This is a genomic window from Pseudohongiella acticola (assembly GCF_001758195.1).
Taxonomy (GTDB): Bacteria; Pseudomonadota; Gammaproteobacteria; order Pseudomonadales; family Pseudohongiellaceae; genus Pseudohongiella; species Pseudohongiella acticola.
On record NZ_MASR01000001.1, the window covers coordinates 1,557,718 to 1,581,337 of the forward strand.

General features: G+C 55.9%; 21 protein-coding genes, 1 tRNA gene and 1 pseudogene. 10 read left to right on the forward strand and 13 right to left on the reverse strand.

The features are described from left to right. Positions 1-9 precede the first annotated feature (9 nt). The 3 genes from PHACT_RS06565 to PHACT_RS06575 all read right to left on the reverse strand — a co-directional run bounded on the left by PHACT_RS06565 (position 10) and on the right by PHACT_RS06575 (position 4,054). A complete protein-coding gene (locus PHACT_RS06565) occupies positions 10-633 on the reverse strand; it encodes an MORN repeat-containing protein (RefSeq protein WP_070116451.1) in 624 nt (207 codons plus the stop codon). An 81-nt stretch (positions 634-714) separates the two neighbouring features. Further along, the gene (locus PHACT_RS06570) at positions 715-3,363 is read right to left on the reverse strand and encodes an ABC transporter permease (RefSeq protein ID WP_070116452.1); all 2,649 of its coding nucleotides are present in this window, start codon (positions 3,361-3,363) and stop codon (positions 715-717) included. Further along, the gene (locus PHACT_RS06575; protein ID WP_070116453.1) at positions 3,356-4,054 is read right to left on the reverse strand and encodes an ABC transporter ATP-binding protein; all 699 of its coding nucleotides are present in this window, start codon (positions 4,052-4,054) and stop codon (positions 3,356-3,358) included. Before PHACT_RS06575 ends, PHACT_RS06570 begins: the two co-directional genes overlap by 8 nt. Positions 4,055-4,270: 216 nt before the next feature. Between PHACT_RS06575 and PHACT_RS06580 the strand changes: the two genes are divergently transcribed. Further along, complete coding sequence (locus PHACT_RS06580) at positions 4,271-4,966, forward strand: arylesterase (protein WP_083264593.1); 696 nt, start codon at positions 4,271-4,273, stop codon at positions 4,964-4,966. On the opposite strand, the gene PHACT_RS06585 is transcribed toward PHACT_RS06580, so the two are convergent. From PHACT_RS06585 to bcp, 4 genes are read right to left on the reverse strand one after another with little or no spacing between them, the layout of a single operon-like run. Next, positions 4,944-6,218, reverse strand: a complete 1,275-nt coding sequence (locus tag PHACT_RS06585) for an MFS transporter (protein ID WP_070116454.1) — start codon at positions 6,216-6,218, stop codon at positions 4,944-4,946. The two genes, PHACT_RS06580 and PHACT_RS06585, sit on opposite strands and share 23 nt — an antisense overlap. Further along, positions 6,208-6,984 (reverse strand): pyridoxine 5'-phosphate synthase, encoded by a 777-nt coding sequence (locus PHACT_RS06590; protein ID WP_070116455.1) that lies wholly within the window; start codon positions 6,982-6,984, stop codon positions 6,208-6,210. Before PHACT_RS06590 ends, PHACT_RS06585 begins: the two co-directional genes overlap by 11 nt. Next, positions 6,981-7,787: an alpha/beta fold hydrolase gene (locus PHACT_RS06595; RefSeq protein WP_070116456.1), complete on the reverse strand. Its 807-nt coding sequence runs from the start codon at positions 7,785-7,787 to the stop codon at positions 6,981-6,983. The genes PHACT_RS06590 and PHACT_RS06595 overlap by 4 nt, the downstream gene beginning before the upstream one ends. After that, a complete protein-coding gene (gene bcp / locus PHACT_RS06600; RefSeq protein WP_070116457.1) occupies positions 7,784-8,257 on the reverse strand; it encodes a thioredoxin-dependent thiol peroxidase in 474 nt (157 codons plus the stop codon). The genes PHACT_RS06595 and bcp overlap by 4 nt, the downstream gene beginning before the upstream one ends. A gap of 91 nt (positions 8,258-8,348) precedes the next feature. Between bcp and cobB the strand changes: the two genes are divergently transcribed. Next, positions 8,349-9,152 carry a Sir2 family NAD+-dependent deacetylase gene (gene cobB, locus PHACT_RS06605; RefSeq protein ID WP_083264396.1) on the forward strand — a complete coding sequence of 268 codons (804 nt, stop codon included), beginning with the start codon at positions 8,349-8,351 and terminating at the stop codon, positions 9,150-9,152. Between the two features lie 132 nt (positions 9,153-9,284). Here the strand turns inward: cobB and PHACT_RS06610 are convergent, their stop codons facing one another. From PHACT_RS06610 to PHACT_RS06620, 3 genes are all read right to left on the reverse strand, one after another. Continuing rightward, complete coding sequence (locus tag PHACT_RS06610) at positions 9,285-12,230, reverse strand: TonB-dependent receptor domain-containing protein (RefSeq protein WP_070116459.1); 2,946 nt, start codon at positions 12,228-12,230, stop codon at positions 9,285-9,287. 265 nt (positions 12,231-12,495) lie between these two features. Then, positions 12,496-12,888, reverse strand: coding sequence for an acyl-CoA thioesterase (locus tag PHACT_RS06615; protein ID WP_070116460.1), 393 nt, complete (start codon positions 12,886-12,888; stop codon positions 12,496-12,498). A gap of 105 nt (positions 12,889-12,993) precedes the next feature. Then, positions 12,994-13,071, reverse strand: a tRNA-Thr gene (locus tag PHACT_RS06620). A 169-nt stretch (positions 13,072-13,240) separates the two neighbouring features. Here PHACT_RS06620 and pgi point away from each other — a divergent pair. From pgi to PHACT_RS06635, 4 genes and pseudogenes are all read left to right on the forward strand, one after another. Next, positions 13,241-14,920: a glucose-6-phosphate isomerase gene (pgi, locus tag PHACT_RS06625; protein WP_070116461.1), complete on the forward strand. Its 1,680-nt coding sequence runs from the start codon at positions 13,241-13,243 to the stop codon at positions 14,918-14,920. Further along, positions 14,917-15,345, forward strand: a pseudogene (locus PHACT_RS16665) (ATP-dependent zinc protease family protein); the annotation flags it as partial. The gene pgi and the pseudogene PHACT_RS16665, both read left to right, overlap by 4 nt. Before the next feature lie 84 nt (positions 15,346-15,429). Further along, positions 15,430-16,368 carry a 30S ribosomal protein S6--L-glutamate ligase gene (rimK, locus tag PHACT_RS16670; protein WP_317622275.1) on the forward strand — a complete coding sequence of 313 codons (939 nt, stop codon included), beginning with the start codon at positions 15,430-15,432 and terminating at the stop codon, positions 16,366-16,368. A 49-nt stretch (positions 16,369-16,417) separates the two neighbouring features. After that, positions 16,418-16,909 carry a GNAT family N-acetyltransferase gene (locus PHACT_RS06635; protein ID WP_070116463.1) on the forward strand — a complete coding sequence of 164 codons (492 nt, stop codon included), beginning with the start codon at positions 16,418-16,420 and terminating at the stop codon, positions 16,907-16,909. Here the strand turns inward: PHACT_RS06635 and PHACT_RS06640 are convergent. The 3 genes from PHACT_RS06640 to PHACT_RS06650 are packed head-to-tail and all read right to left on the reverse strand — an operon-like array spanning position 16,896 to position 20,616. Then, positions 16,896-18,242, reverse strand: coding sequence for a phosphohexomutase domain-containing protein (locus PHACT_RS06640; protein WP_070116464.1), 1,347 nt, complete (start codon positions 18,240-18,242; stop codon positions 16,896-16,898). The genes PHACT_RS06635 and PHACT_RS06640 overlap by 14 nt on opposite strands. A 19-nt stretch (positions 18,243-18,261) precedes the next feature. Then, positions 18,262-19,089, reverse strand: coding sequence for a UTP--glucose-1-phosphate uridylyltransferase GalU (gene galU / locus PHACT_RS06645; RefSeq protein WP_070116465.1), 828 nt, complete (start codon positions 19,087-19,089; stop codon positions 18,262-18,264). 15 nt (positions 19,090-19,104) lie between these two features. Further along, positions 19,105-20,616, reverse strand: a complete 1,512-nt coding sequence (locus PHACT_RS06650) for a mannose-1-phosphate guanylyltransferase/mannose-6-phosphate isomerase (RefSeq protein WP_070116466.1) — start codon at positions 20,614-20,616, stop codon at positions 19,105-19,107. Between the two features lie 163 nt (positions 20,617-20,779). On the opposite strand from PHACT_RS06650, the gene fabA reads away from it, so the two are divergent. The 4 genes from fabA to aroQ all read left to right on the forward strand — a co-directional run bounded on the left by fabA (position 20,780) and on the right by aroQ (position 23,607). Beyond that, complete coding sequence (gene fabA / locus PHACT_RS06655; RefSeq protein WP_070116467.1) at positions 20,780-21,307, forward strand: bifunctional 3-hydroxydecanoyl-ACP dehydratase/trans-2-decenoyl-ACP isomerase; 528 nt, start codon at positions 20,780-20,782, stop codon at positions 21,305-21,307. 50 nt (positions 21,308-21,357) lie between these two features. Then, a complete protein-coding gene (fabB, locus tag PHACT_RS06660; protein ID WP_070116468.1) occupies positions 21,358-22,575 on the forward strand; it encodes a beta-ketoacyl-ACP synthase I in 1,218 nt (405 codons plus the stop codon). Next, entirely contained in the window at positions 22,556-23,038 is a 483-nt protein-coding gene (locus tag PHACT_RS06665) for a protein-disulfide reductase DsbD domain-containing protein (protein ID WP_169819411.1), read from the forward strand. Before fabB ends, PHACT_RS06665 begins: the two co-directional genes overlap by 20 nt. Before the next feature lie 128 nt (positions 23,039-23,166). Continuing rightward, positions 23,167-23,607, forward strand: coding sequence for a type II 3-dehydroquinate dehydratase (gene aroQ, locus PHACT_RS06670; protein WP_070116470.1), 441 nt, complete (start codon positions 23,167-23,169; stop codon positions 23,605-23,607). Positions 23,608-23,620: the final 13 nt, after the last annotated feature.

Here is a 23,620-nt window from a genome sequence, read left to right on the forward strand (position 1 = left end):
CCTGAACCCTTAGCGGATAAATCGACCATACTGCCAGTACTGGTCTCTGCGACTGCCAGTGGAATAATAGAAGGTGCCGTTGCCATGTTTTTCATTGGCGTAAAACTCACCTTCATAACGCTCGCCGTCGGGCCAGCGGTAAGTGCCATCACCCTCATACAGATCCTCAACAAACTCGCCCGTGTAGTTCTCAACATTGTTCTGTAACCAGTGCTCAGAATGCTTGTTGGGGGTCCAGTCCTGCACACCAAAGAAATAGGCGCCACGACCATGGCGCAGGTCATTCTGCCACTGACCTATATACAAATCTGACACACCGTTCCAGTAGGTACCTCGCCCCTCGCGGACACCCATGACCCAGTCTCCTTCATAGTAGGCTCGAGCGCTACGACTGACCATGACCTCGTAACGCCCCTGACCGTGGAATTCGCCGTCCTGAAAGGTACCCTCATATCGATTGGTGCCTATCTCGGTTCGTACCTCAAGAATGCCGTATCCGTCTTCGCAATCCCCGTACGCGCACTCGCGACTCAATTCCGCTGGCGGATTGACCAGCCAGTTCTGCGCCGACGCAGTGGACACACAGGCCATTGCACTAAACAGTGTCAATGCAGCTGCTATTTTCAGATTCATGTTTCACTCCTGTAAACCAGATGGCGTTTCGCCACCCTACTTTGCCTGCGATTGCGCTGAGACATCAACCAATCATCCGTGTCAGGCGGACAGTTGTCTGAGTACTGCCAGCGGACTGCTGTTGACAACTTTACGGGTAGCGGCAAAACCCAGCCCGGCAATGATGACTGTACCTGCCACAGGACCGGCAATCCACACCCAATAGTGCATGGCGAAGGTCTGCTGGAACACTTCCGACTGCAGGTAGTACAGGCTGAGTTCTGCGCCGACGGTAGCAATCACCCCCGCCAGCAGGCCAATAAAGGCAAACTCTATTACCAGCGAGGTCATGATCAGTTTGCGTCCCGCGCCCAGCGTACGCAGGATGGCATTCTCCCGGAAGCGTTCATCAAGGGTGGCGTTGACGCATGACAGCAATACCAGCGCACCTGCAAGCAGCACCAGCGCCGCAATCAATTCAATCGCTGAGCTGACCTGGGCAATGATACTCTGGATCTGCTCGATCAGGGCATCTACTTCGAGCACTACGATGGTCGGGAATTGTCGCAGCAGGTCGTTGAGCAACAGTTTCTCTTCCCCTTCCAGTAACAACGTGGACAAGTAGGTCGCACCCAGATGGTCCAGTGTGCCCGGCGAGAAGATGAAAAAGAAGTTTGGCTGCATATTGTCCCAGCGCACAGTACGCATGTTGTCGACAATCGCAGTGACCTCTTGTTCATTGATGCGGAACACCAGCTCGTCGCCCAGGTTGACGTCAATGCGTTCAGCGTAATCCTGCTCTACTGACACGCGACCAGGGCTGTTGCTGTCACCCCACCAATAGCCGGCTACCACTTCGTTATCAGGCGGGAGCTGAGCAGTCCAGGTGACCTGACGATTTTCAATACGCTGTGGCCGTTCTGCATCGCCAGCGCCAGAAGAGCCCGTGTCGGACGACTCCGCATCAGCGGTGTCAGTCCCTGTTTCCTGCTGGTCGGCGCCAGCGCGTTCAGTCATGGTTGAGCGGCCCTGTTCGCCATCATCGTCGTCCCATGGGTGCGGTGCCGGTTCGCCGTTTACCGTCAGCAGGCCAGCCGACACCATGGGGTAAAACGGGTTGGCGGCGACCTCATTTTCCTGCAGGAATGCCTGCATGCCCGCAACCTGACTGTCGCTGATATTCATCATGAAATGATTGGGCGTATCTTCCGGCAGTTGCGCTTGCCAGTCATTGATCAGGTCTGTGCGCAACAATGCCAGCGTCAGCAATGACATGATGGTCAGTGAAAACACCAGCACCTGCAGCACGCTCTGCCGCCGTCGTCGGCGCACGGCTGACATCGCCAGCATCCACGCACTGCCCGCGCGCATACCAGCAGCAGAGCCTGTCCGCAGGAAAACATAAGACATGGCACTCAGCACCAGTGCCACGCCCGCCACAGCAGCGATCAGAATAACGCTGATCAGCACATCCTGGCTGTACCAGAGAATCAGTGCCAGTGCGCCGGCAATACCAAAAACATAGGGCAGTGACGTACTGAGCGGCGCATCGGCCAGGTCCTTGCGCAATACCCGCAGTGGCGAGGTGTGCTTCAGCGCCAGCAACGGCGGCATGGCAAATGCGAACAGGCAAATGCAGGCGGTCAGCGCGCCCAGCCAGAAAGGCATCAGCGAAGCAGGTGGCAACGCAATGGGGATCACGGATTGCAGCAGCACCAGAATGCCTTCGTGCACCAGCCAACCCAGACCCGATCCCAGCACAATAGCGATCAAAAGCAGCGAAAACAGAATGCCAAAATAGATCACCGATATCTGGTTGGAGGTGCAACCCAGCGTTTTAAGAATGGCGGCATAGTCAAAATGGCGTTCACTGTACCGCCGCGCCGTCAGGGCAATCGCGATACCGGCCAGCAATACCGCAAACAGACTGCCCAAGAGCAGGAAACTCTCGCCGCGCGCCAGCGCATCACTTACTTCCTGACTCTCATCACGCACATCTCGCAGGCGGTAGTCATTGTCAGACTGCTGCCGCACCCAGTCGGCAAACACATCCAGCACTGCCAGCTCGCCAGCAAACAGGTACCGGTAAGTTACCCGACTGCCCGGCTGAATGATATTGGTCACCGGCACGTCATCCAGATGCATCAGTACCCGAGGGCCGGCATTGTCCATCATGTCGCCTTGTTGCCGGTCAGGCTCCTGTACCAGTACGCGCGAGACCACAAACTCACCATCGCCGACATAAAGCGTATCGCCAATATCAATGCCCAGGCTGGGCAGAACACGCGACTCAACCCACACCTCACCCCGTGCCGGCCCCCCGGTCTCGGTATAGGCGGCGCCAAACGGCTGGTCAGCCACGCGCAGCTCGCCGCGCAACGGATATCTCTCGCTGACTGCCTTGGCTGCCACCAGCAGATTGCCCTGATCAGAGAAAACCATTGAGGCAAACGCCTGAACTTCGGCCGTGGCCAGACCCCGCTGTGATGCCTCCGCCAGCCATTCGCGTGGCGGCTGCTGACGACCACTGAGCACACGGTCTGCAGCCAGCATGGTGGCCGACTCCTGCACCAGTGCACGCTCCAGGCGATCGGTAAACAGGGCGATACCGCTGACCGAGGTTACCGCCATCACCATGGCCAGCAACAACAAGCGCAGCTCGCCGCCGCGCCAGTCACGCCACAACAGGCGCAGGGCAACTCTGAACAGCGTCGTCGGTGTGGCAGAGACCGTCTGCGCTGAGTCAGACATGGGCGGGCTCTCCGGTAGTCACGTCCTCAGTGATCTCACCGGCCACCAGTCGCACCAGGCGGCCACACCGCTGCGCCAGCCGGTCATCGTGGGTGACCAGCACAAGGGTGGTGCCGAATTCAGCGTTGAGCGAAAACAGCAGATCAATAACTTTGGCCCCGGTGGCGGCATCCAGATTACCGGTGGGCTCATCGGCAAACAGGATTTTGGCTTCAGAGGCAAATGCACGGGCAATGGCAACGCGTTGCTGTTCGCCACCGGAGAGCTGATTGGGGTAGTGCTGAAGGCGCGACTCCAGGCCGACCCGCTGTAACAGATTAGCTGCCTTGCTGCGGGCATCACGGTCATTTTTCAGCTCAATGGGCAACATCACGTTTTCCAGAGCCGTCAGACTGGGCAACAATTGAAACGACTGGAACACAAAACCCACAGATCGACCACGCAACTGGGCGCGCTCTTCTTCATCCATGGCACTCAGGTTCTGGCCATCGAGCAGCATGTCACCGGTGCTGGCGCTGTCCAGTCCGGCCATCAGGCCCAGTAAGGTCGACTTGCCTGACCCCGAGACTCCGACAATAGCCACCGCCTCTGCAGCTTCAATGCTCAACGAAATATCCTTCAGGATGACCAGTTGGCCCTCGCTGGTTGCCACCTGTTTGCACAGATTCCTGGCTTCAATCATTGCTGTCATACAGACCATTGCCTCTGAGTAGATACGGGGGAGCTGAATGACCGCCCCGGGAATTAAATAATACGTCCACGCGCCTGTAACCGGTTCATTACATCAGTGGACCGGGATTGAATCCCGATCGTATAAACAGTACTTTACCCTGTATTGACATGTTGCGGAGACCAACTGTCGCCGGAAACCGCCATTGTAACGAGATTGTACGGACTTATGACCCCTATGGCCCTGAATTGCAAAATACCAGCACAACCACAACCGGCTCGCCTCGACCGCACCCGGTATGGCGCCCTGCTGGGCCTGCTTTTGCTGATCGCGGGTGTTTTCAGCAACGTCAATGCAGAAGCAGACAACACTCGCGTGCTGCTGGTGTTCGGTGACAGCCTGAGCGCCGCCTATCGTATGGAAGAACGTGACGGCTGGGTCGCTCGCCTGCAACAACGCCTGCATGACCAGCCCGCGCCGGTGCAGGTCGTCAACGGCAGTGTCAGTGGCGAAACCACCGCCGGCGGCCGCGCCCGACTGCCGGCCATGCTCAGCGCCCACAGCCCGGACATCGTGATTCTGGAACTGGGCGGTAATGATGGTCTGCGCGGCTTGCCTGTGACCAGCATCCGCGAGAACCTCGAACACATGATTCAGCTAAGTCAGCAGGCCGGTGCCCAGGTGATATTGGCCGGCATCCAGATTCCACCCAATTATGGCCCTCGCTACACAGCGCCGTTCTACGCACAGTATGAAGAGCTGGCAGAACAATATGACCTGGTACGTATCCCCTTCCTGCTTGAAGGTATTGCCGACAATGCCGCCCTGATGCAGGACGATGGCATTCACCCCACGGCCGAGGCGCAACCGATGATAGTCGACTCCGTCTGGCCGGTGCTTCAGCAAGTACTCAGGGCAGAGGTTTCACCCTGATCACAGGTCTCTGATCCGACATCAGCATCAGCATCACGGCCGCCCCCAGATTACAGAACGCCATCAGTAGAAAGGCATTGTCATAGTTGCCGAAGCGGTCATAGTAAGCGGCAGCCAGCACAGGCCCCAATGCGGTCATAGCGAAGGTGAACGGCATCGCTGTGGCACGCACAGCTCCCAGATAACGACGGCCAAAAAACGTGGCCCAGATCACCTCCTGCAGCGGGATCAATCCACCCCAGCCCACCCCCATGATCAGAAATGCGGCATAGACCAGAAAATCGTTCTGCGCCTGCACCGCCAACACAATGATGATCAGCGAAAAGCCGGTGATGCCAGCACCGATGGCTGCCAGTGGCCGGGCGCTGTAGCGATCGATGAACAGCCCCCAGAATGGTTTGCTGATAAACGATGGTATCGAACTCAGAGAAATCATGGAGGCGGCAACAATGCGCGAATAACCGGCATCGGTCATGAACGGCACAGTCTGCAACAACATCACCGTAATCGAAATCTGGAACAGACCAAAGGCCACCACCAGCGCATAAAAGCGTCCCGTGCGCATGGCCTGGCGCCGCGTCATCGAACTGGCAAAGTCCAGGCGTGCCTTGTCACCCATTTCTGACGCCATTTCATCGGCCGTGTGTCCATCCGGGTTCATGGCATAGTCTTCCGGGCTGCGGCGAATAACCAGTGCGGCTGGCAGCGTCAACACGGCAGCACCAATACCCAGCACGTGCCATGCCTGCCGCCAGCCGAACATATCAACCAGCCAGGTCGTCAGAGGCGGCAATAATACCCCGCTCAGTGATATTCCCATGGCCGCCAGAGCAACCGCCCGCCCCCGGCGCTCGACAAACCATTTGCCCAGCGTGACATTAACCACCAGGTTGCCAATCATGGCTGCACCGATGGTCAGGATGACACCGTTGATCAGCACCCACTGCGTCAAGGTCTGAACGCTGCCCAGAAAGTAAACGGCAATTGAAAGAACAATCAGGCCGAAAAGGATAAACGGTCGGCCGCCGTATTTATCAACGCCGGCGCCAATAAAAAAGCCGGTAAATGCCGCCACCATCTGTCCGATGGAACGCGCCGAGGTGAATTCGGCACGTGTCCAGTCGAAGGTTTCGGTCATTGGAATCGTGAACGGACCGATAATGTAATTCTGCAGACCAACGGCCACAAACTGGGTGACAAAGGCAGCCGCAATAATCCAGTAGCCGTAAAAGACCGGTTGTTTATCCGCCACGGCTGGCGCTACTCAGATCGGGCGCCGGCGCTGCTGCGATTATCGCCTGATAGCGGCGCAACACTTCGTCCATGCCCAGCTCCAGAGATTCGACAACCAATGCATGACCGATGGATACCTCCAGCACCTGACCGCCTGACAGAAACAGCGCCAGGTTGTCCAGATTGAGGTCATGACCAGCGTTTACCCCCAGACCGCACGCTACGGCGCGGTCGGCGGTCTCTAAATAGTCCTGCAATACTGCCTGAGTTTGCGCACCATCGCCGGCAGCAAAAATGCGGGCAAAGTGTTCCGTGTATAACTCGATTCGATCAGCGCCAACTTCTGCTGCCAGTTCAGCGGCTGCCGGCACGGGATCCAGAAACAGGCTGCTGCGCACACCCCACTGTCGCAACAGGGGAAGGACCTGACCCAGTAGTTCCCGGTTTTTTGCCACCTGCCAGCCATGGTCCGAGGTCAGTTGACCCGGTTCGTCGGGCACCAGCGTACATTGCGCCGGTCGCAGGGCATCGATCAGCGCCATAAAATCAGACGAAGGATAACCCTCGACATTGAACTCCACGTCAGGATGGTCCTTAAGAAAGGCAGCAAGATCACGCGCATCCTGTCGGGTAATATGTCGCTCATCCGGACGCGGATGCACAGTAATCCCTTTGATACCGTGACCGATGATTTTGCGCACAAAATGCAGCAGATCAGGATAATTGGTGCCGCGGGAATTTCGCAGCAACGCGATCTTGTTTACATTGACACTGAGGACAGTCATGAGCTTGCCTGTGGTTTTCCGGAAGAGTTTTCAGAGAGAAAGTCGAGTACCAGACGATTAAACGTTTCGGGTTTTTCCGCATGCAGCCAATGGCCGGCCTGCATCAGCGTTTTGATGGTCGCACGCGGAAAATGTCGCAGGGTTTCATCGCGGTGCGAGGTGTTGATATAGTCAGACAGGTCTCCTCGAATGAACAGTACGTCCCCGTCGAAAACACCGTCACTTTCCGGTTTGTCCCGCAATGCCGGATAACTGTCTCGCAATACCGGCAGGTTGATACGCCAACTGTAATTGCCTTCACTGTCTCGCGTCAGATTGCTGAGCAGGAACTGCCTGACCACTTCGTCTTCAACCCAGGAGGCCAGCTGCTGCTCTGCCTGCGACCGGCTCGTCAACGCCTCAACATCCAGTGCGCACATACCGTCAAAGATTTCATCATGCTCGCCACGCTCACCACCGTACTTCACCGGTGCGATATCGGCGATCACCAGACGCCTGATGCGTCCAGGATGATCCATGGCCAGCTGCATGGCAACCTTTCCACCCATCGAATGCCCCAGCACATGCGCAGACTCAAGTCCCTGGTCTTCCATGAAGGCGAGCACGTCCTGCGCCATGACGGGATAGGACATGGCATCGTCATGCGGTGAACCACCATGGTTGCGCAGATCGAGGGCGTAGACGGTGTAGTGATCGGCCAGCTTGCGACTGTGCCATGCCCAGTTGCTCAGGCTGCCAAACAGCCCGTGCAATATAAGCAGGGGTTCGCCGGTTTCACCATTCCGCCGAAAGTTCAGCTTCACAGGTTGCCCCTGATCCAGCCCAGCACTTCATCATGATGGGTCTTGGTTTTGACCTTGTTGATAACATGCCGCAGCTTGCCGTCCTTGTCGATGATGTAAGTCTGGCGCAGGATGCCATCATATTCCCGGCCCATGAATTTTTTCAGGCCCCAGGCACCGTATTTGTCGGCCACAGCATGATCTTCATCGGATAGCAGGCTGAAATTCAGGGACTCCTTGTCGATGAACTTCTGCAACCTGTTGACCGGGTCCGGACTCACACCCAGAACCACCGTGTCCTGGGCGGCGAGCTCCGCCTCGCTGTCTCGCAGGCCACATGCCTGCACCGTGCAACCGGGTGTCATGGCTTTGGGATAAAAGTACAGAATGACATTCTTTTTGCCCTTGAAATCAGCCAGCGCAACCGTGTTTGCGTCCTGATCCTGCAACCTGAATGCCGGTGCTGACTTGCCAATAGCGGGAATAGACATAAATTTGCTCCTCGAATATTGGCAGTAGTATACCGTCACCATTGGTTTGCTTCATCCCCTGGCTTGAGACTGGCGGGGTTAACAGGCCATAATGCCATTGCTACACAGCAATGCACGCACGACAGAACAAGATAGAACAAGACAAAACAGTATAAAAAGGCAGCAGACATTTATGGCAGCAGCCAGACGCATCGTGGTGTTAACCGGCGCCGGCATTTCCGCCGAGTCCGGCATCCAGACTTTCAGAGCCAGCGACGGTCTGTGGGAGAATCACCGCATCGAGGACGTAGCAACGCCAGAGGGTTTTGCCGCCAACCCGGTGGCGGTGCACCAGTTCTACAACGACCGGCGCCAAAGGCTGCTGGACACGGACATTCGCCCCAACCCGGCGCACAGTGCGCTGGCGCGACTGGAACACACTGTTGTCGATCGCCCAGAGCATGACTTTCTGCTGGTCACGCAGAATATCGACAACCTGCATGAACGCGCGGGCAGTCAGGCCCTGGTGCATATGCATGGCGAGCTACTAAAAATTCGCTGCGAGCAAAGCGGACTGATCTTTGATACACGCGAAGACCTGACATTGGATACTTGTTGCCGGTGCTGCCGCGAACCTGGCAACCTGCGCCCACACGTGGTCTGGTTTGGTGAAATTCCGCTGGCCATGGCCAAAATCAGCAAGGCACTGGAACAGTGCGACCTCTTTGTTGCCATCGGCACGTCCGGCAACGTCTACCCGGCCGCCGGTTTTTTTGAACTGGCACGTGACCATGGTGCGCACACCGTAGAGCTGAACCTGGAATCAACCAACGCTGCGTTTGACGAACACATCTGTGGCCCGGCAAGTACCGTGGTACCCGAGTTTGTTGAGCGCCTGCTCAGGCGTGCAAACTGACCTGGAAGTTGCTGATTGTAGTGGCTGACGGTAGTGGGGGATTTTTGCTGGAGCACGATTCGAAGGAATAAAAAAAGGCGAACCGAAGTTCGCCTTTTTTGTTCGAGCCGGGTTAAACCCGGCTGAATCCCCTTACATGCTGTAGCGCAATGTCAGGGAATAACGGCGACCCAATGGATCGTACGTAGACGGGTACACGTTACCTGTATTGTAGGCAGTAGCACCGATGTTGGAACCGACAACGTCAGGCTCGCGGTCAGCCAGGTTGAGGATGCCCAATGTCACTTCAAACTCTTCAGTGACGCTACCACGCACTGTCAGGTCAAAGTAGTTGGCTGCGTCCATAGACCTGAACTGGGGCTGGTAGGTACCAGAACCGGGCTCAACGTCCATCTCAGACAGGTATCTCCACAGCAGTGACACATCCACGTTGCGGTCCAGTACATTGGTCTGCAGCGTGGCACGCTGGTTCGCCATGAAGTCAGGCTGGGGTGATGCACAGTTGCCGCTGTAGAAGCCGGTGCACTCACGATTCAGGCCGGTCGGGCTGGCCTGGAACAGAGACTGCTCAGTCCAGTTAAGGCTGCCGTTGTAGCTCAGCGACCCAATACCACCGAGATCAAACGTGTAGCTTGCAGTCGCGTCGATACCGGAAGTTTCCAACGTACCCTGGTTGCTCAGCACCAGTGGCAGACCAGCTGTTGTGGCAACGTTGCCGAACAGGTTGCCGGTTTCAGGGTTACGACGGATACCAGTACAGGCCGGGTTTGAAGCGGATGCACCTGACACAGCGATGCTGCCGGAAGCAAAGTTAGGCCCGAAACAGGCTGAGAATACGTCATCCGGTGTCGGATCAGTAATCGCGTCCTCAACCATGATGCTGTAGTAATCCAGCGTCAATGAAAGGCCGGGAATCGCTGATGGCTGCCAGATCGCACCAATTGTCCAGGTTTCCGCATCTTCAGCTGCCAGATCGGGGTTACCACCGGTAGTCACGTTCACCTGACCAGCTGGATCGACAATGATACTGCCGATCGTATTGGAAGGCGCGCCTTGAGCCAGACACACGGCCAGCAGATCTGGATTGCCGTTAGGCGCAGCGCCAGCACATGGGTCAGAAGAGAAGTTATCCAGGCCGGTGACGGCCGGATCGAACAACTCGCTGATGTTAGGTGCACGCGTTACTTTCTGGAAGTTACCGCGGAATTGCAGATCTTCCGTTGGTGACCAGGTACCGCCGATTTTCCAGGTATCCTCAACACCCGTAGTCGAGTAGTCAGAAGAACGGAAACCGAGCTGGAGAGTCAGCTCTTCGATCAATGCCATGTTCTGCAGAACTGGAACGTTGGCTTCGAGGAAGAATTCAGACACGTCATATGTGCCGAATGTGTTAGGTGCGGCAGCACCATTACCCAGAACTTCACCCGGTGTCTGCGTCAGCAGGTCGTTGGTCAGGCCAGCCGTGTAGTCGCGGTGCTCGTAACCGACAACACCTGAGATTGGCGCATCAACGGTAGGCAATGCCCATGGCAGGTCACCACTGACAAAGGCCTGGAACTGATCAAGCTCGGTGAACTCAGAACCGCCGTTACCCACATCGAGGAATTGACCAACTTCTGGTGTAATGCTGCCCAGAGGACCCCAGAGATCGATTGGCACACATCCGCCAGATGTATCCAGACAGGTATCTGGATTAGTGGCGCGAACGGCCTGAGTCAGACGTGACCGAGTACCGTTACCACCCTGCTGCTGACGCAGGTCAGATTGACCGGTGGCGTAGAACAGGTCCCATGACAGGGTGTCAGTGAGATCGCCACGGGCGCCGGTTTTGAACTGCCACGCGGTAGTTTTGCGCTCATTGGTACGAGGACCCAGTTCAAGGAAACGACGCGCGTAGTTGACATTCACTTCCTGGTAAGCAGGATCACTTGGGTCGGTTGCGCCAGCAGCCGCAGAACATTCAGCCGCACTGATCTGGTACGCGCCACACAACTGATTACGCGTCGTAGTCGCGATAAACGGATTCGACAGCGGCGTCATGGCAGAAAAACCGAAACTGCCCGAGGGCGCAAGGTTGGTGATGTTTGAGCTTTGCACAAACAGCATTTCAGAATACCACTCAACATCATCTGTCAGCTGGTAGTTCGCGCTGCCGTAGGCACGATACTGCTCCAGAGGAAGCTGGAAGAGGTTGAACGGGTTGAAGTTAAAATCCTGATAATACGGCTCGAGGCTGGAACCGTCTGGCGACGACTGCAGGAAGCCACCCGTGTAGCCCGGCACCACAGCAGCAATATCAGCAGTCTCAGCGCCCGGCAGTGTAAAGCGGGTCGGTATTGTTGTAGATGAACCACCAGCGTTGCCGCTGATTGACGAGATATTGTCGATACTGTAGTCACGCTCACCTTGAGTCAGCGCTGTACGATCAGTGTAACCCATGCTGATAACAGCGTTACCACGGTTGTCGTCAAAGTTGCCACCCAGTGTCAGATCGAAACGGTTTGATTCGCCACCACCTTCAAATGTATCGGCTTGAGAAACACGGATGTCCAAGCCTTCAAAATCGGTACGGGTGCGGAAGTTGATAACACCGGAGATAGCGTCGGCACCGTAAGCAGTGCCCGCACCGCCAGTCAGTACGTCTACACGCTCAAGCAGCGCTACCGGGATGATGTCAAGGTTTGTGCGACCCTGAAGGTCGGCTGGCACAACGCGAGTGCCGTTCAGCAGGGTGATGTTACGATTGCTGCCAAGGCCACGCAGATCGATAAACGTAGAACCACCGTTACCGTTGTTTACTGAGGCGCCAATGTTGGGTACTACACCTGGAATTTCACGCAGGAATTCTTCAACAACGTTGACCTGACGCAGTTCAATGGTTTCAGCGTCAACTGACGCTACTGGGCTCGACAGAGTCAGGTTCGGGCTGGTAATACGCGACCCGGTAACAACCACTTCTTCGAGTTCCGCAACTTCCGGCTGAGCCTGGGCTACAGACATCGCCCCCATGCCTACGGTGTACGCACCCGACAGCATGGCCAGCTGGATAGCCCGGCTTAGTTTTGTATTTTTTATCATCAGTTTCTCACCTTTGATTGTAGGGGCCGCGCCAAATTTTTAACCTGCAAATCAGTCGTCAACGCCCTATACAGTAGATATTTATTTTAGTTGTGACGTCACCATTACAATTTGTAACACCACAGTACCGGGCATTTTTACCACAGCGGTGCTCACATTGGAATATGCATATCGTCATATTGACTGACAAAAATGAACTAATTCACATTTGCGAGGTCGAAGTCAGGATAATTTCATCTCAAAACCGGGTCGGGTCACGACAGCGTCAGCCTAGCAACACCTGTAATGCCGTCGGCAGATAGGGGCGGCCCCGCTCATTAACCGCGGTCGTAATGACCCTCGCGCGCAGCATCATTTCCGCAGTTTCAGCATGCACAATGGTCTGCTCAAAGGCCAACCTGATTTTTGATTCCCTGACCGGCGCGACGCTGACCTCAAACGCGTCGCCACTGCGCAGTGAGCGCAGAAAATCAATTTCAGCACGCACCACAACCACGATGATGCCATCAGCGGTAAGCCGGGCAAAATCGAGACCGCGGGTTTTGAGGAATTCATGCCGGGCGTGTTCAAGGTAATTCTGGTAAACAGCGTTGTTCACCACACCCTGCATATCACATTCATAATCGCGAACCGTCATGCGATGTTTGAACAGGGTCATAAGAGACCTATAGGGGAATAACCATCAACAAAGTGTCACTAGCCGGAAGAAGTGCCACTAGCAGAAAGAAAAGAGCCATTGGCGAAAAATGCCGCCTGTGAAAAGTGGTGCCGACACCAGGAGTCGAACCCGGGACCTACTGATTACAAGTCAGTTGCTCTACCACAGCTGAGCTATGTCGGCGTCTTCAAAAGCGTGCGACCGTAGACATTTGGTCAACACTTTCAGGCCGCGCATACTAACAGTGAAAAAATCGTTCGGCAACATTTTTTTATCAAAACCCGATCAACCCGGCAAAGGATCAATTGAACACCCGGGGATTATAAGATAACTTACTGATTTAACCGCACTCATGGCAGACAGTACGATGGTAAGGGCTCTCCAGACGGAAGCATGGCGTCAGCTTCAGGCTCATCAGTCACAGCTTTCCAACTCGGGCACGCGGATTACTGAACTGTTTGCTCAAGACCCCCAGCGATCTGCGACATTGGGACTTACCTGCGGCAACATCCACGTCGATTTCTCCAAACACCTGCTGACGACGCAAACGCTGATGTTGCTGGTGCAGTTGGCAGAAGCCGTCGATTTACCGCAGGCGATTACAGATCTGTTTCGTGGCGATGCAGTAAACAACACCGAATGCAGACCAGCCTTGCACATGGCGCTGCGGGGGCTGGATGTCGAGACACACCCCGACATCAAACCGGACGTCGACGACGCTCTGGCCCGAATGCAGACGCTGGTTGACGCGGTGCATTCGGGCACCTGGCGCGGCTACTCCGGGAAGATCATTCGCGATGTGGTGAACATTGGCATCGGCGGCTCCGACCTGGGTCCTGCCATGGTCACCCGGGCACTGCGGGCAAACCACCTGGATGGCATTCGCAGCCATTTTGTATCCAATGTTGACCCGGCACATTTGAGCAACTGCCTGTCCCAACTGAACCCTGAAACCACGTTATTTGTGGTGGCCTCAAAGTCATTTGGCACACTGGAAACCATGCAGAACGCCGGACAGGCCAGACGCTGGCTGATCGCTGCGGCTGATGATCAGGAACAGGTCAGGGTCAACCTGCACAAACACTTCATTGCCGTATCAGCAAACAAACAGGCCGCCGTCGACTTTGGCATTGAGGCCAGTCAGGTATTCCCCGTATGGGATTGGGTTGGCGGACGCTTTTCACTCTGGTCAGCCATCGGCTTGCCCATAGCCATGGCCGTCGGCATGCCCCGGTTCCGCGAACTGCTTGCCGGTGCCGAACTGGTTGACCAGCACGTGGCAACCACACCTCTTGCCTCCAATGTACCTGTGCTGATGGGGCTGCTTGCAGTCTGGTATCGCAACTTCTGGGATGCCGGCAGCCATGCCGTCCTGCCTTATGCACAGGACCTAGAGCTGTTGCCGGGATTTCTGCAGCAACTGGAAATGGAAAGCCTGGGCAAGTCTGTCGACCGCGACGGCGAAGCTGTCGCTATCAGTACCGGCCCGGTGATCTGGGGCAGCGCCGGCACCAACGGCCAGCACTCATTTCATCAGTTATTGCACCAGGGAACCGGGTTTGTGCCCGCCGACTTTATTGCTATCGCCAGCCCGAGTGTCGCTGATAACCTGCAGCAACACCAGCACCTGCTGGCCAACTGTTTCAGCCAGAGTCGCGCCCTGATGGAAGGCAAAACCAGTCAGCAGGCAGAACAGGAACTGCTGGGCGCTGGCGAAGACGGCGCCCGTGCGGCCAGCCTGGCGAAACACAAGGCTGTTCCAGGCAATCGGCCCAGCACCACGTTTTTGCTCGACAATTTGAACGCATTTAATCTTGGCAGCCTGATCGCCTTGTATGAGCACAAGGTCTTCGTGCAAAGTGTGGCCTGGAACATTAACGCCTTCGATCAATGGGGCGTCGAAATTGGCAAGCAACTCAGCGCGTCTGCATTCGCTGCGCTGAATGGCGACGAAGCAGCCGCCCAGACACTGGATCCGTCAAGTCAGGCCTTGATCGGACTCTGTCTGCGCCAGGCCGGGAGCACAACATGACAACACAGGAAAATCATCCTGCCAACAGTGCTGACAAGATCATCGTTGGCAGTGAAGAGTGGTGCGCATTGCCGACGCTGGGCATCCCGGCGGTCAAGGTTCGCGTCGACTCAGGTGCCAAGACATCCTCCCTGCACGCCTTCAACATCCGCCCGTTCCTGCGGGCGGGCAGCTCCTGGGTCAGCTTTGAAGTACATCCGTTACAAAACAACCGGCGCACAATTATTCGCTGTGAAGCCGAAGTCATTGACAAACGAGTGATCAAAAGCTCCAGCGGCATCGGCGAGAAACGCTACGTTGTGCGAACCAGCCTGCAACACCGCAGCGAACAGTGGGACATTGAACTGACGCTGACCAATCGCGACTCCATGGGGTATCGCATGCTGCTGGGAAGAGAGGCCATGAACGGTCGCATTCTGGTGGACCCCGCGGCGGGTTTTCTGGGCGGAGATATAAAGAGCAAACAGATTGAGGCGATGTATCAGGAACACACGCGCGAGACGTCGGGGCTGCGTATCGGCCTGCTCGCCAGCAATCCGGATTTGCCCAGCAACCAACGCATCATGGAAGCGGGCGAGGAGCGCGGACACCGAATACGTTTCTACGATGTACGGCAGTGCTACATAAAACTGGATGCCGAGCATCCGGAGATTCACTACCGCGGTGGTCGCCTGCTGAATGGACTTGATGCCGTTATCCCGCGCATCAGGCCGGATCTCACATTTTATGGCTGCGCACTGGTCCGCCAGTTCGAAAATCTGGGTATCTACTCACTGAACAGCGCTGCGGCCATCAGTCATTCCCGGGACAAGCTGCATTCGTTGCAACATTTGCTGCAGCAGGGCCTGCCCATTCCTACCACCGGTTTTGCCGACAGCCCGCTTGATTCTGATGATCTTATCGACATGGTCAATGGCGCGCCCCTGGTGGTAAAACTGCTGGAAGGCCCACAACGGCGAGGCGTGGTATTGGCAGAGTCGAAAACCGCAGCCGAAAGTCTGATCAATGCATTCAAGTCGCTGCAGGCGAACCTGCTGGTACAGGAATATGTCAAGGAAGCGGACGGCAAGTCGTTACGCCTGCTGGTGGTCGACAATAAAGTTGCCTGTGCCGTAGAGCGGCAGGCACTGCCCGGTCAATTCCGCAGCAACAAACAGCACGGCACCAGCATCGTTGCCGCGCGCATCAGCAGCGAAGAACGCAGAATCGCCATTAAGGCCGCCAAAAGCATGGGCCTGCGGGTCGCCGGCGTTGATATTATCCGCGCACGCAAGGGACCATTGCTGCTGGAAGTCAGCAGCTCGCCATCACTGGATGACATGGAAGATGTCTGCGGCAAAGACCTTGCAGGCGCATTGATCAGTGCCATTGAAAAACAGCTGGGCTGGAAACGCAGGCTGGCAAGCCCGATTGGCACCAGCGATGCCTCATCGAATCTGACACAGTGACTTCTGACATCGCAACTCCTGACAAAAAGCGGCTCCTGATACAGTGACTTTGGCCAGCAACAAAAATCACAGCCTGACTTATCGCAAGGCGCAACCCTGGGAAATGGACTGGGCATACCAGATATTCAAGACCGGCATGCAGTCCTACATAACCCGAACCTGGGGCTGGAATGAACTGTTTCAGGAACACAGCTTCTATGCCAACCTGCCGCCCTCAAGCTTTATCATTGCCAGTACGGCAACGCAGACGCTGGAAACGGTCGACCCAGAACAACCCGCTGGCGTGGACATTGGTGGCTACTGTCTGAAGCAGAAAGCCGACCACCTTTACCTGGAGATGCTGCTTGTTGACCCAGCCTGGCAACGCCAGGGTTACGGGTCAACCATCATGACAGAAGTGCTGAAACAGGCAGACAGCGTGGATCTGCCCGTTCGCCTTAGTGTGTTAAAAATCAACCCCGCTTTCCGTTTCTACCACCGCCTGGGTTTTGTCATCGAGACCGAAGACGAGATTCGCTACCGTATGGTCAGGGCTGCATAAGCGCCAGCAGCTCTGCCGTTTTTGCCTGCATCAGCGCTGTGTCCCGGCGTGACTCGACATTCAGCCGCACAACGGGCTCGGTGTTAGACATGCGCATGTTGAAACGCCATTGCTCGAACTCCATGCTGAGCCCATCGGTACGATCCACCGCCTTCGCCTGTGGCGCGTACACTTTCTCGACCGCAGCCAGCAAGGCCGCGGCATCAGCGACAGTACGATTGATCTCGCCACTGGCAGGGAATGCGGCCATGCGTTCGGCAACCAGTTGTGACAAGGGTTTGCCTTTGCGGGATATCAGGTCACATACTAACAGCCAGGGAATCATGCCACTGTCACAATAGGCAAAATCACGGAAGTAGTGATGCGCGCTCATCTCGCCACCGTAGGCTGCGTCTTCCTGACGCATACGCTCCTTGATGAACGCGTGTCCGGTTTTGCACTGCACAGCTTTGCCGCCCAGTTGCTCGCAGATTTCAATGGTATTCCACGTCAGCCGGGGATCATGGATAATTCTGGCACCCGCCTCAAACTCCAGAAAACTTTGCGCCAACAGACCGACAATGTAGTAGCCCTCGACGAAGTCGCCGTTTTCATCAAAAAAGAAGCACCGGTCAAAATCGCCATCCCAGGCGATACCCATATCAGCCTTGTTGGCCTTGATGGCATCAATCGTAGGCGCGCGATTTTCTTCCAGCAGCGGATTGGGCACACCGTTGGGAAAATGACCATCAGGCTCATGATGGACACGCACAAACTCAAATGGCAGTTTTGCAGCCAGCGCGTCAGCCACCGGGCCCGCGCCGCCATTGCCGGCATTGATCACCAGCCGCAAAGGCTTCAATGCAGCAACGTCAATGTATGACAGCAAATGCGCAATATACGCGTCTCGAGTATCTTCCTGACGCAGACTTCCGATGGCGCCGAGCGCTGGGAACTCGCCCGCCTCGGCCAGCCGTTTGATGTCATGCAGGCCGGTGTCACCACTGATCGGACGCGAACCCTCGCGCACCAGCTTCATGCCGTTGTAGTCCATCGGGTTGTGACTGGCAGTGACCACAATACCGCCTGCCGTTTTCAGGTGGGAGGTGGCAAAATAGATTTCTTCGGTGCCGCACTGACCAATATCAATAACGTCGGCACCGCCCTCGGTCAAACCGCGTATCAGCGCATCACACAGCTCACGGCTGCTGAGCCGGATATCATGCCCTACAACCACGTCCCTGGGCTCAAGATAGGCCGCATAAGCGCGACCTATGCGATAGGCAATGTCAGCATTTAGCTGATCAGGCACCCGGCCCCGGATGTCGTACGCTTTGAAACAGCTAATGTCCATATCAAACCCTCGCCAACGCTCAGCGGCGCGAATAGATGTTCTGGTAATTGTAGTTGGTGGCTTCAACAAAACCTTCGACGCTGCCGCAGTCAAAGCGCTTGCCCTTGAAGCGGAACCCAAGCACTTTGCCCTGCTCTGCCTGTGTCATCAGGGCATCGGTAATCTGCAGCTCCCCGTTTCGGCCAGGAGGTGTGGTTCGAAGGATGTCAAAAATGTCCGGCGTGAGAATGTAACGCCCTATGATGGCAAGATTGGACGGGGCATCTTCTGGCTCAGGTTTCTCCACCATCTGGCTGATGCGGAAAACGCCGGGCTCAACCTCGTCACCGTCGATCACCCCGTATTTGTATGTTTCCTCACGCGGGACTTCTTCAATGGCAACAATGCTGCATTGATACTTTTCATACAGGGCCACCATTTGCGCCAGCACGCCGTCGGCCTCGGTGACACAATAGTCATCTGCCAGCACCACACCAAAAGGCTCGTTGCCAATCAGGGTTTCGCCGGTGAGGATGGCGTGTCCCAGGCCCTTCATCTGCACCTGCCGGGTATAAGAGAACGTGCACTCTTTCATGACATGACGCACTTCTTTCAGGGCGTCCTCTTTTGAGGTGCCGGCAATCTGGGCTTCAAGCTCAAAACTGATATCGAAGTGATCTTCAATCGCGCGCTTGCCGCGGCCAGTCACAATGGCGATCCCCGCCATACCAGCAGCCAGCGCCTCCTCGACGCCGTACTGAATCAGAGGTTTGTTTACCAACGGCAACATTTCCTTGGGCATGGCCTTGGTGACGGGCAGAAAGCGGGTACCGTAACCGGCCGCAGGAAACAGACATTTCTTGATCATCGCGAGTAAACTCCTTTATTTGACGGTCGGGACGCGACCGTACACATCCTCAAATCTGACGATATCGTCTTCACCCAGATAATCTCCGGTCTGAACTTCAATCAATTCAATCCATTCATCACTGTTGTTCTGCAGCCGGTGCTTGCAGCCCAGCGGCAGAAACGTTGACTGATTGGCTGTCAGTGTAAAAACGCGCTCGTCACAGGTCACCGTTGCCTCGCCGCTGATCACCACCCAGTGCTCTGCCCTATGATGGTGCATCTGCAAGGACAGGGCTGCACCAGGACGGACCCTGATATGTTTGACCTGAAACCCCGGCCCATGCGCCAGGCTTTCGTAAGACCCCCAGGGCCTGTACACCAGCGTATGGCTGACGGCTTCCGGGCGTTCCTGCTGCTCCAGCCATTGCACAATCTGTTTGACGTTCTGTACCTGATCCTTGTTTGCCACCAGCACAGCATCAGCAGTTTCCACGATGACTGCATTTTCAATGCCAACCGCCGTCACCAGCCGTGATTCCGATCGCAGATAACTGTCTTTGACGTCTACACAGTGCACATCACCTATGACCACGTTGTTATCTTCGGTCTTGTGCTCACTGACGTCCCAGAGCGCACTCCAGGCGCCCATGTCACTCCACGCCGCAGACATCGGTATGACAACGGCATCGGCGGTTTTCTCCATCACTGCGTAGTCGATTGAATCCGCTGGGCAGCTGGCAAATACGTCGGCATCGATTCTGACAAAATCGCCATCCTGATGCGTCTGCTGGCAGGCGTCCCGGCACACGGACACCATTTCGGGTTGCAGACGCGTCAACTCCTGCAGCCATTTATCAGCCGTGAACACAAACATGCCACTGTTCCAGTAATAGGAGCCATCAGCCAGATAGGCAGCGGCGGTTTTGGCATCAGGCTTTTCGACAAATCGTGCCACTGCAAACGCGTCTACATCGCCCGTTGGCGCCAGATTCTGACCTTGCTGCCGGTCACCTGATGTATCGCGTTTGACATAACCATAACCGGTTTCAGGATAGCTGGCCTCAATACCAAAGGTGACCAGGCGGCCGGCCCTTGCCTGCTCAGCACCGGTCTCTACGCATCGACGGAAAATGGCTGGATCGCGAATGATATGATCGGCTGGCAACACCAAAAGAACCGGCTCATCGGACTCATGTGAACCAGGCACCGTCTGCAATTCAGCATGGCGGGCGGCGAGCAGGCTGGCGAGCGTAACCGCAGGCGCGGTGTTGCGCCCTTCGGGCTCAAGCAGGATACTGGCATTGTTTATCCCCAGCACCCGCAGTTGCTCGGCGACCAGAAAGCGGTGCTCTTCATTGCATATCACGATGGGAGCGGCCAACCCGGTGATGCCGTCAAGCCTCGCCAGCGTTGCCTGGAACAGGGTCTGGCTATCGACATCGGTAGCGGAAGCGGAAAATGCGATAAACTGCTTGGGGTTAAGCTGGCGCGAGAGTGGCCACAGGCGGGATCCAACGCCACCAGCCAGAATTACCGGGATGATCATATCGTTTCCTTGGAAAATCAGGGCCGCAAGTCTAACCCAGAATAACCATTGCCGTCAGTCAGTCACAAGACGGCAACAGGCATTACGGTAAAATAGTATCGATTATTTCGCCCGCTCGCGATAATATTGCACGCTTTGCGACAATCTGGTGCCAAAATAGCTTATGAATACAGGATTTACGCCCAAAAGCTCCTACGAACGTGACGAACTGCTCGACTGTGGTTTCGGCCGCATGTTTGGTCCTGGCAATGCCAGGCTGCCCGTTGGCAACATGCTGATGATGGACAGGATCGTCGACATCAACAGTACCGGTGGAGAGCACGGCAAAGGCCTGATCATTGCGGAACTCGACATTCGGCCCGACCTCTGGTTTTTCGACTGTCATTTCCCGGAAGACCCGGTCATGCCGGGCTGTCTGGGGCTCGATGCCATGTGGCAACTGGTCGGATTCTATCTGGGCTGGCGTGGCAATCTGGGCAAAGGCCGTGCGCTGGGCTCTGGCGAAGTCAAGTTCAGTGGCGAAATTCTGCCCTCAGCCAGCAAAGTAACCTACGAAATTTCACTCAGCCGCATTATTGAGCGTAAACTTGTGATGGGTGTTGCCGATGGCACAGTCGCGGTAGATGGCAAAGTCATTTACACCGCCAAGTCCCTCAAAGTCGGCCTGTTCACCCCTGACACAAATTTCTGACAGACTGAAATATCTGCATTACAGCACCAATAGGTTCTAACGAGGTAATTATGAAACGCGTTGTTGTCACCGGTATCGGTATTGTTTCCTGTATAGGTAATGACCAGCAGACCGTGCTGGACGCACTGCGTGATGGGCGCAGCGGCATCAGCTACAATCCGGAATATGAAGAGATGGGCCTGCGCGCGCACATTTCCGGTCGGGTCGACATCAATTTTGAAGAGCATATCGACCGCAAGGTTCTGCGTTTCATGGGCGATGCGGCAGCGTATGGCTATATCGCCATGGACCAGGCCATCAAGGATGCCGGTCTGGAAGACAGCGATGTTTCCAACGAACGCACTGGCATCATCATGGGTGCGGGTGGTTCTTCCTCTCAGGACCAGGTGGAAGCGGCTGACATCCTGCGCACCAAGGGTCTTCGCAAAATTGGCCCATACCGCGTGCCACGCACCATGGGCAGCACCGTATCAGCCTGTCTGGCGACACCTTACAAAATCAAGGGCGTGAACTATTCCATTTCATCCGCCTGCGCCACCAGCGCACACTGCATCGGTAACGCAGTTGAATTGATCCAGTTGGGCAAACAGGACGTTGTATTCGCCGGTGGTGGCGAATCAGAACACTGGACACTGACCAACCTGTTTGATGCCATGGGCGCCTTGACCACCACACACAACGATGAACCTGAAAAAGCATCGCGCCCCTTTGATGTATCGCGGGACGGCTTTGTCATCGCCGGCGGTGGCGCCGTTCTGGTTATCGAATCACTGGAGCACGCCCAGGCCCGTGGCGCCAAGATCTATGCAGAAATCACTGGCTACGGAGCCACATCGGACGGCTACGACATGGTAGCGCCATCCGGCGAAGGCGCCATCCGCTGCATGAAGATGGCACTGGCCACTGTCAACAAACCCATCGACTACCTGAACACGCACGGCACCAGCACACCGGTCGGTGATGTCAGTGAATTGAGGGCAATCAGGGAAGTGTTTGGCGACAAATCGCCGATCATCAACTCGACCAAATCACAAACCGGTCACTCGCTGGGCGCGACCAGTGCCCAGGAAGCCATATACAGCCTGCTGATGATGAAGAACAATTTTGTCAGCGCCTCCATCAACGTTACGGAACTTGCACCCGAAGCAGCAGGCCTGAACATAGCAACGCGTCGTCTCGACGATGCCAAGCTCGACTGCATCATGTCCAATAGCTTCGGCTTCGGCGGTACCAATGCGACCTTGGTGTTTGAACGTTATCAGGACTGAAGCGGCCCGCCACTGCCGCGCAGGGTTGTTGCTGCTGGCAACAGCGCTGATCAGTGCGCCGCTGGCAGCTCAGCCGAGCGGACTGTTCGGCGACAGCCGACCGCAGTTTCTGGACGTGGACGCGGCGTTTGCCTTTTACACCAGCCTTGACGCCAGCGACACCGTATCAGTTCACTGGACGATTGCACCGGACTACTACCTGTACCAGGACAAGTTCGGCTTCAGCCTGGTGGGTTCCGACGGCAGCACCCGTGAACTGGCGGTCGCACTGCCCGACGGATCCTCCCATCACGATGAGTTTTTTGGTGATGTTGAAGTTTATTACAACAGCCTGACGACCACCATCCAACTGCCGGACGAGAGCCAGGACCAACACTACCGTCTGCAAATCCAGTATCAGGGTTGTGCCGAAGCCGGGCTTTGTTACCCGCCCCAAACACGGCTACTGGAAATATCGCCCTGACCCGCACCCTCGGCAACAGCCCGAAAACAGAAAAGATCAGAGAAAAGCCACAATTTGAAGGTGAAAATCTGTGAAAAATCTGACAAAATGCCGCCATTAAAGCAAAAATCCGAATCGCGGAAACGACTATGGCGACCATTCTTGTGCTGCACGGCCCCAATCTCAATCTTTTGGGCACCCGTGAACCCGAGGTTTACGGCTCGGAAACACTGGACGATATCAACGCCCGTCTCAGTAACACCTGTCTGGATGCCGGCCACCACCTGATGCATCTGCAGAGCAATGCAGAATACGAGTTGATCGACCGTATTCACGACGCCCGCCGTGAAGGCATCAATTTCATCATAATCAACCCGGCCGCCCTGACCCATACCAGCGTTGCGCTGCGGGATGCGCTGCTGGCTGTCGACATTCCGTTTATTGAGGTGCATTTATCCAATGTGCACAGGCGGGAAAGCTTTCGCCATCATTCGTATTTTTCCGACATCGCCGTTGGCACCATTACCGGACTTGGCTCACAAAGCTATGATCTGGCGCTGCAGGCGGCACTGCAACACGCTGAAAATTAAAGAAATAAACAAC

Coding starts and splice junctions, on each gene's coding strand:
- PHACT_RS06590 (WP_070116455.1), bottom strand. CDS start 6,984: ATGACTGTCCTCAGTGTCAATGTAAACAAGATCGCGTTGCTGCGAAAT.
- PHACT_RS06650 (WP_070116466.1), bottom strand. CDS start 20,616: ATGATCATCCCGGTAATTCTGGCTGGTGGCGTTGGATCCCGCCTGTGG.
- fabA (WP_070116467.1), top strand. CDS start 20,780: ATGAATACAGGATTTACGCCCAAAAGCTCCTACGAACGTGACGAACTG.
- PHACT_RS06615 (WP_070116460.1), bottom strand. CDS start 12,888: ATGACCCTGTTCAAACATCGCATGACGGTTCGCGATTATGAATGTGAT.
- PHACT_RS06640 (WP_070116464.1), bottom strand. CDS start 18,242: ATGGACATTAGCTGTTTCAAAGCGTACGACATCCGGGGCCGGGTGCCT.
- PHACT_RS06610 (WP_070116459.1), bottom strand. CDS start 12,230: ATGATAAAAAATACAAAACTAAGCCGGGCTATCCAGCTGGCCATGCTG.
- PHACT_RS06570 (WP_070116452.1), bottom strand. CDS start 3,363: ATGTCTGACTCAGCGCAGACGGTCTCTGCCACACCGACGACGCTGTTC.
- aroQ (WP_070116470.1), top strand. CDS start 23,167: ATGGCGACCATTCTTGTGCTGCACGGCCCCAATCTCAATCTTTTGGGC.
- PHACT_RS06580 (WP_083264593.1), top strand. CDS start 4,271: ATGGCCCTGAATTGCAAAATACCAGCACAACCACAACCGGCTCGCCTC.
- PHACT_RS06575 (WP_070116453.1), bottom strand. CDS start 4,054: ATGACAGCAATGATTGAAGCCAGGAATCTGTGCAAACAGGTGGCAACC.
- fabB (WP_070116468.1), top strand. CDS start 21,358: ATGAAACGCGTTGTTGTCACCGGTATCGGTATTGTTTCCTGTATAGGT.
- cobB (WP_083264396.1), top strand. CDS start 8,349: ATGCCATTGCTACACAGCAATGCACGCACGACAGAACAAGATAGAACA.
- PHACT_RS06565 (WP_070116451.1), bottom strand. CDS start 633: ATGAATCTGAAAATAGCAGCTGCATTGACACTGTTTAGTGCAATGGCC.
- galU (WP_070116465.1), bottom strand. CDS start 19,089: ATGATCAAGAAATGTCTGTTTCCTGCGGCCGGTTACGGTACCCGCTTT.
- bcp (WP_070116457.1), bottom strand. CDS start 8,257: ATGTCTATTCCCGCTATTGGCAAGTCAGCACCGGCATTCAGGTTGCAG.
- pgi (WP_070116461.1), top strand. CDS start 13,241: ATGGCAGACAGTACGATGGTAAGGGCTCTCCAGACGGAAGCATGGCGT.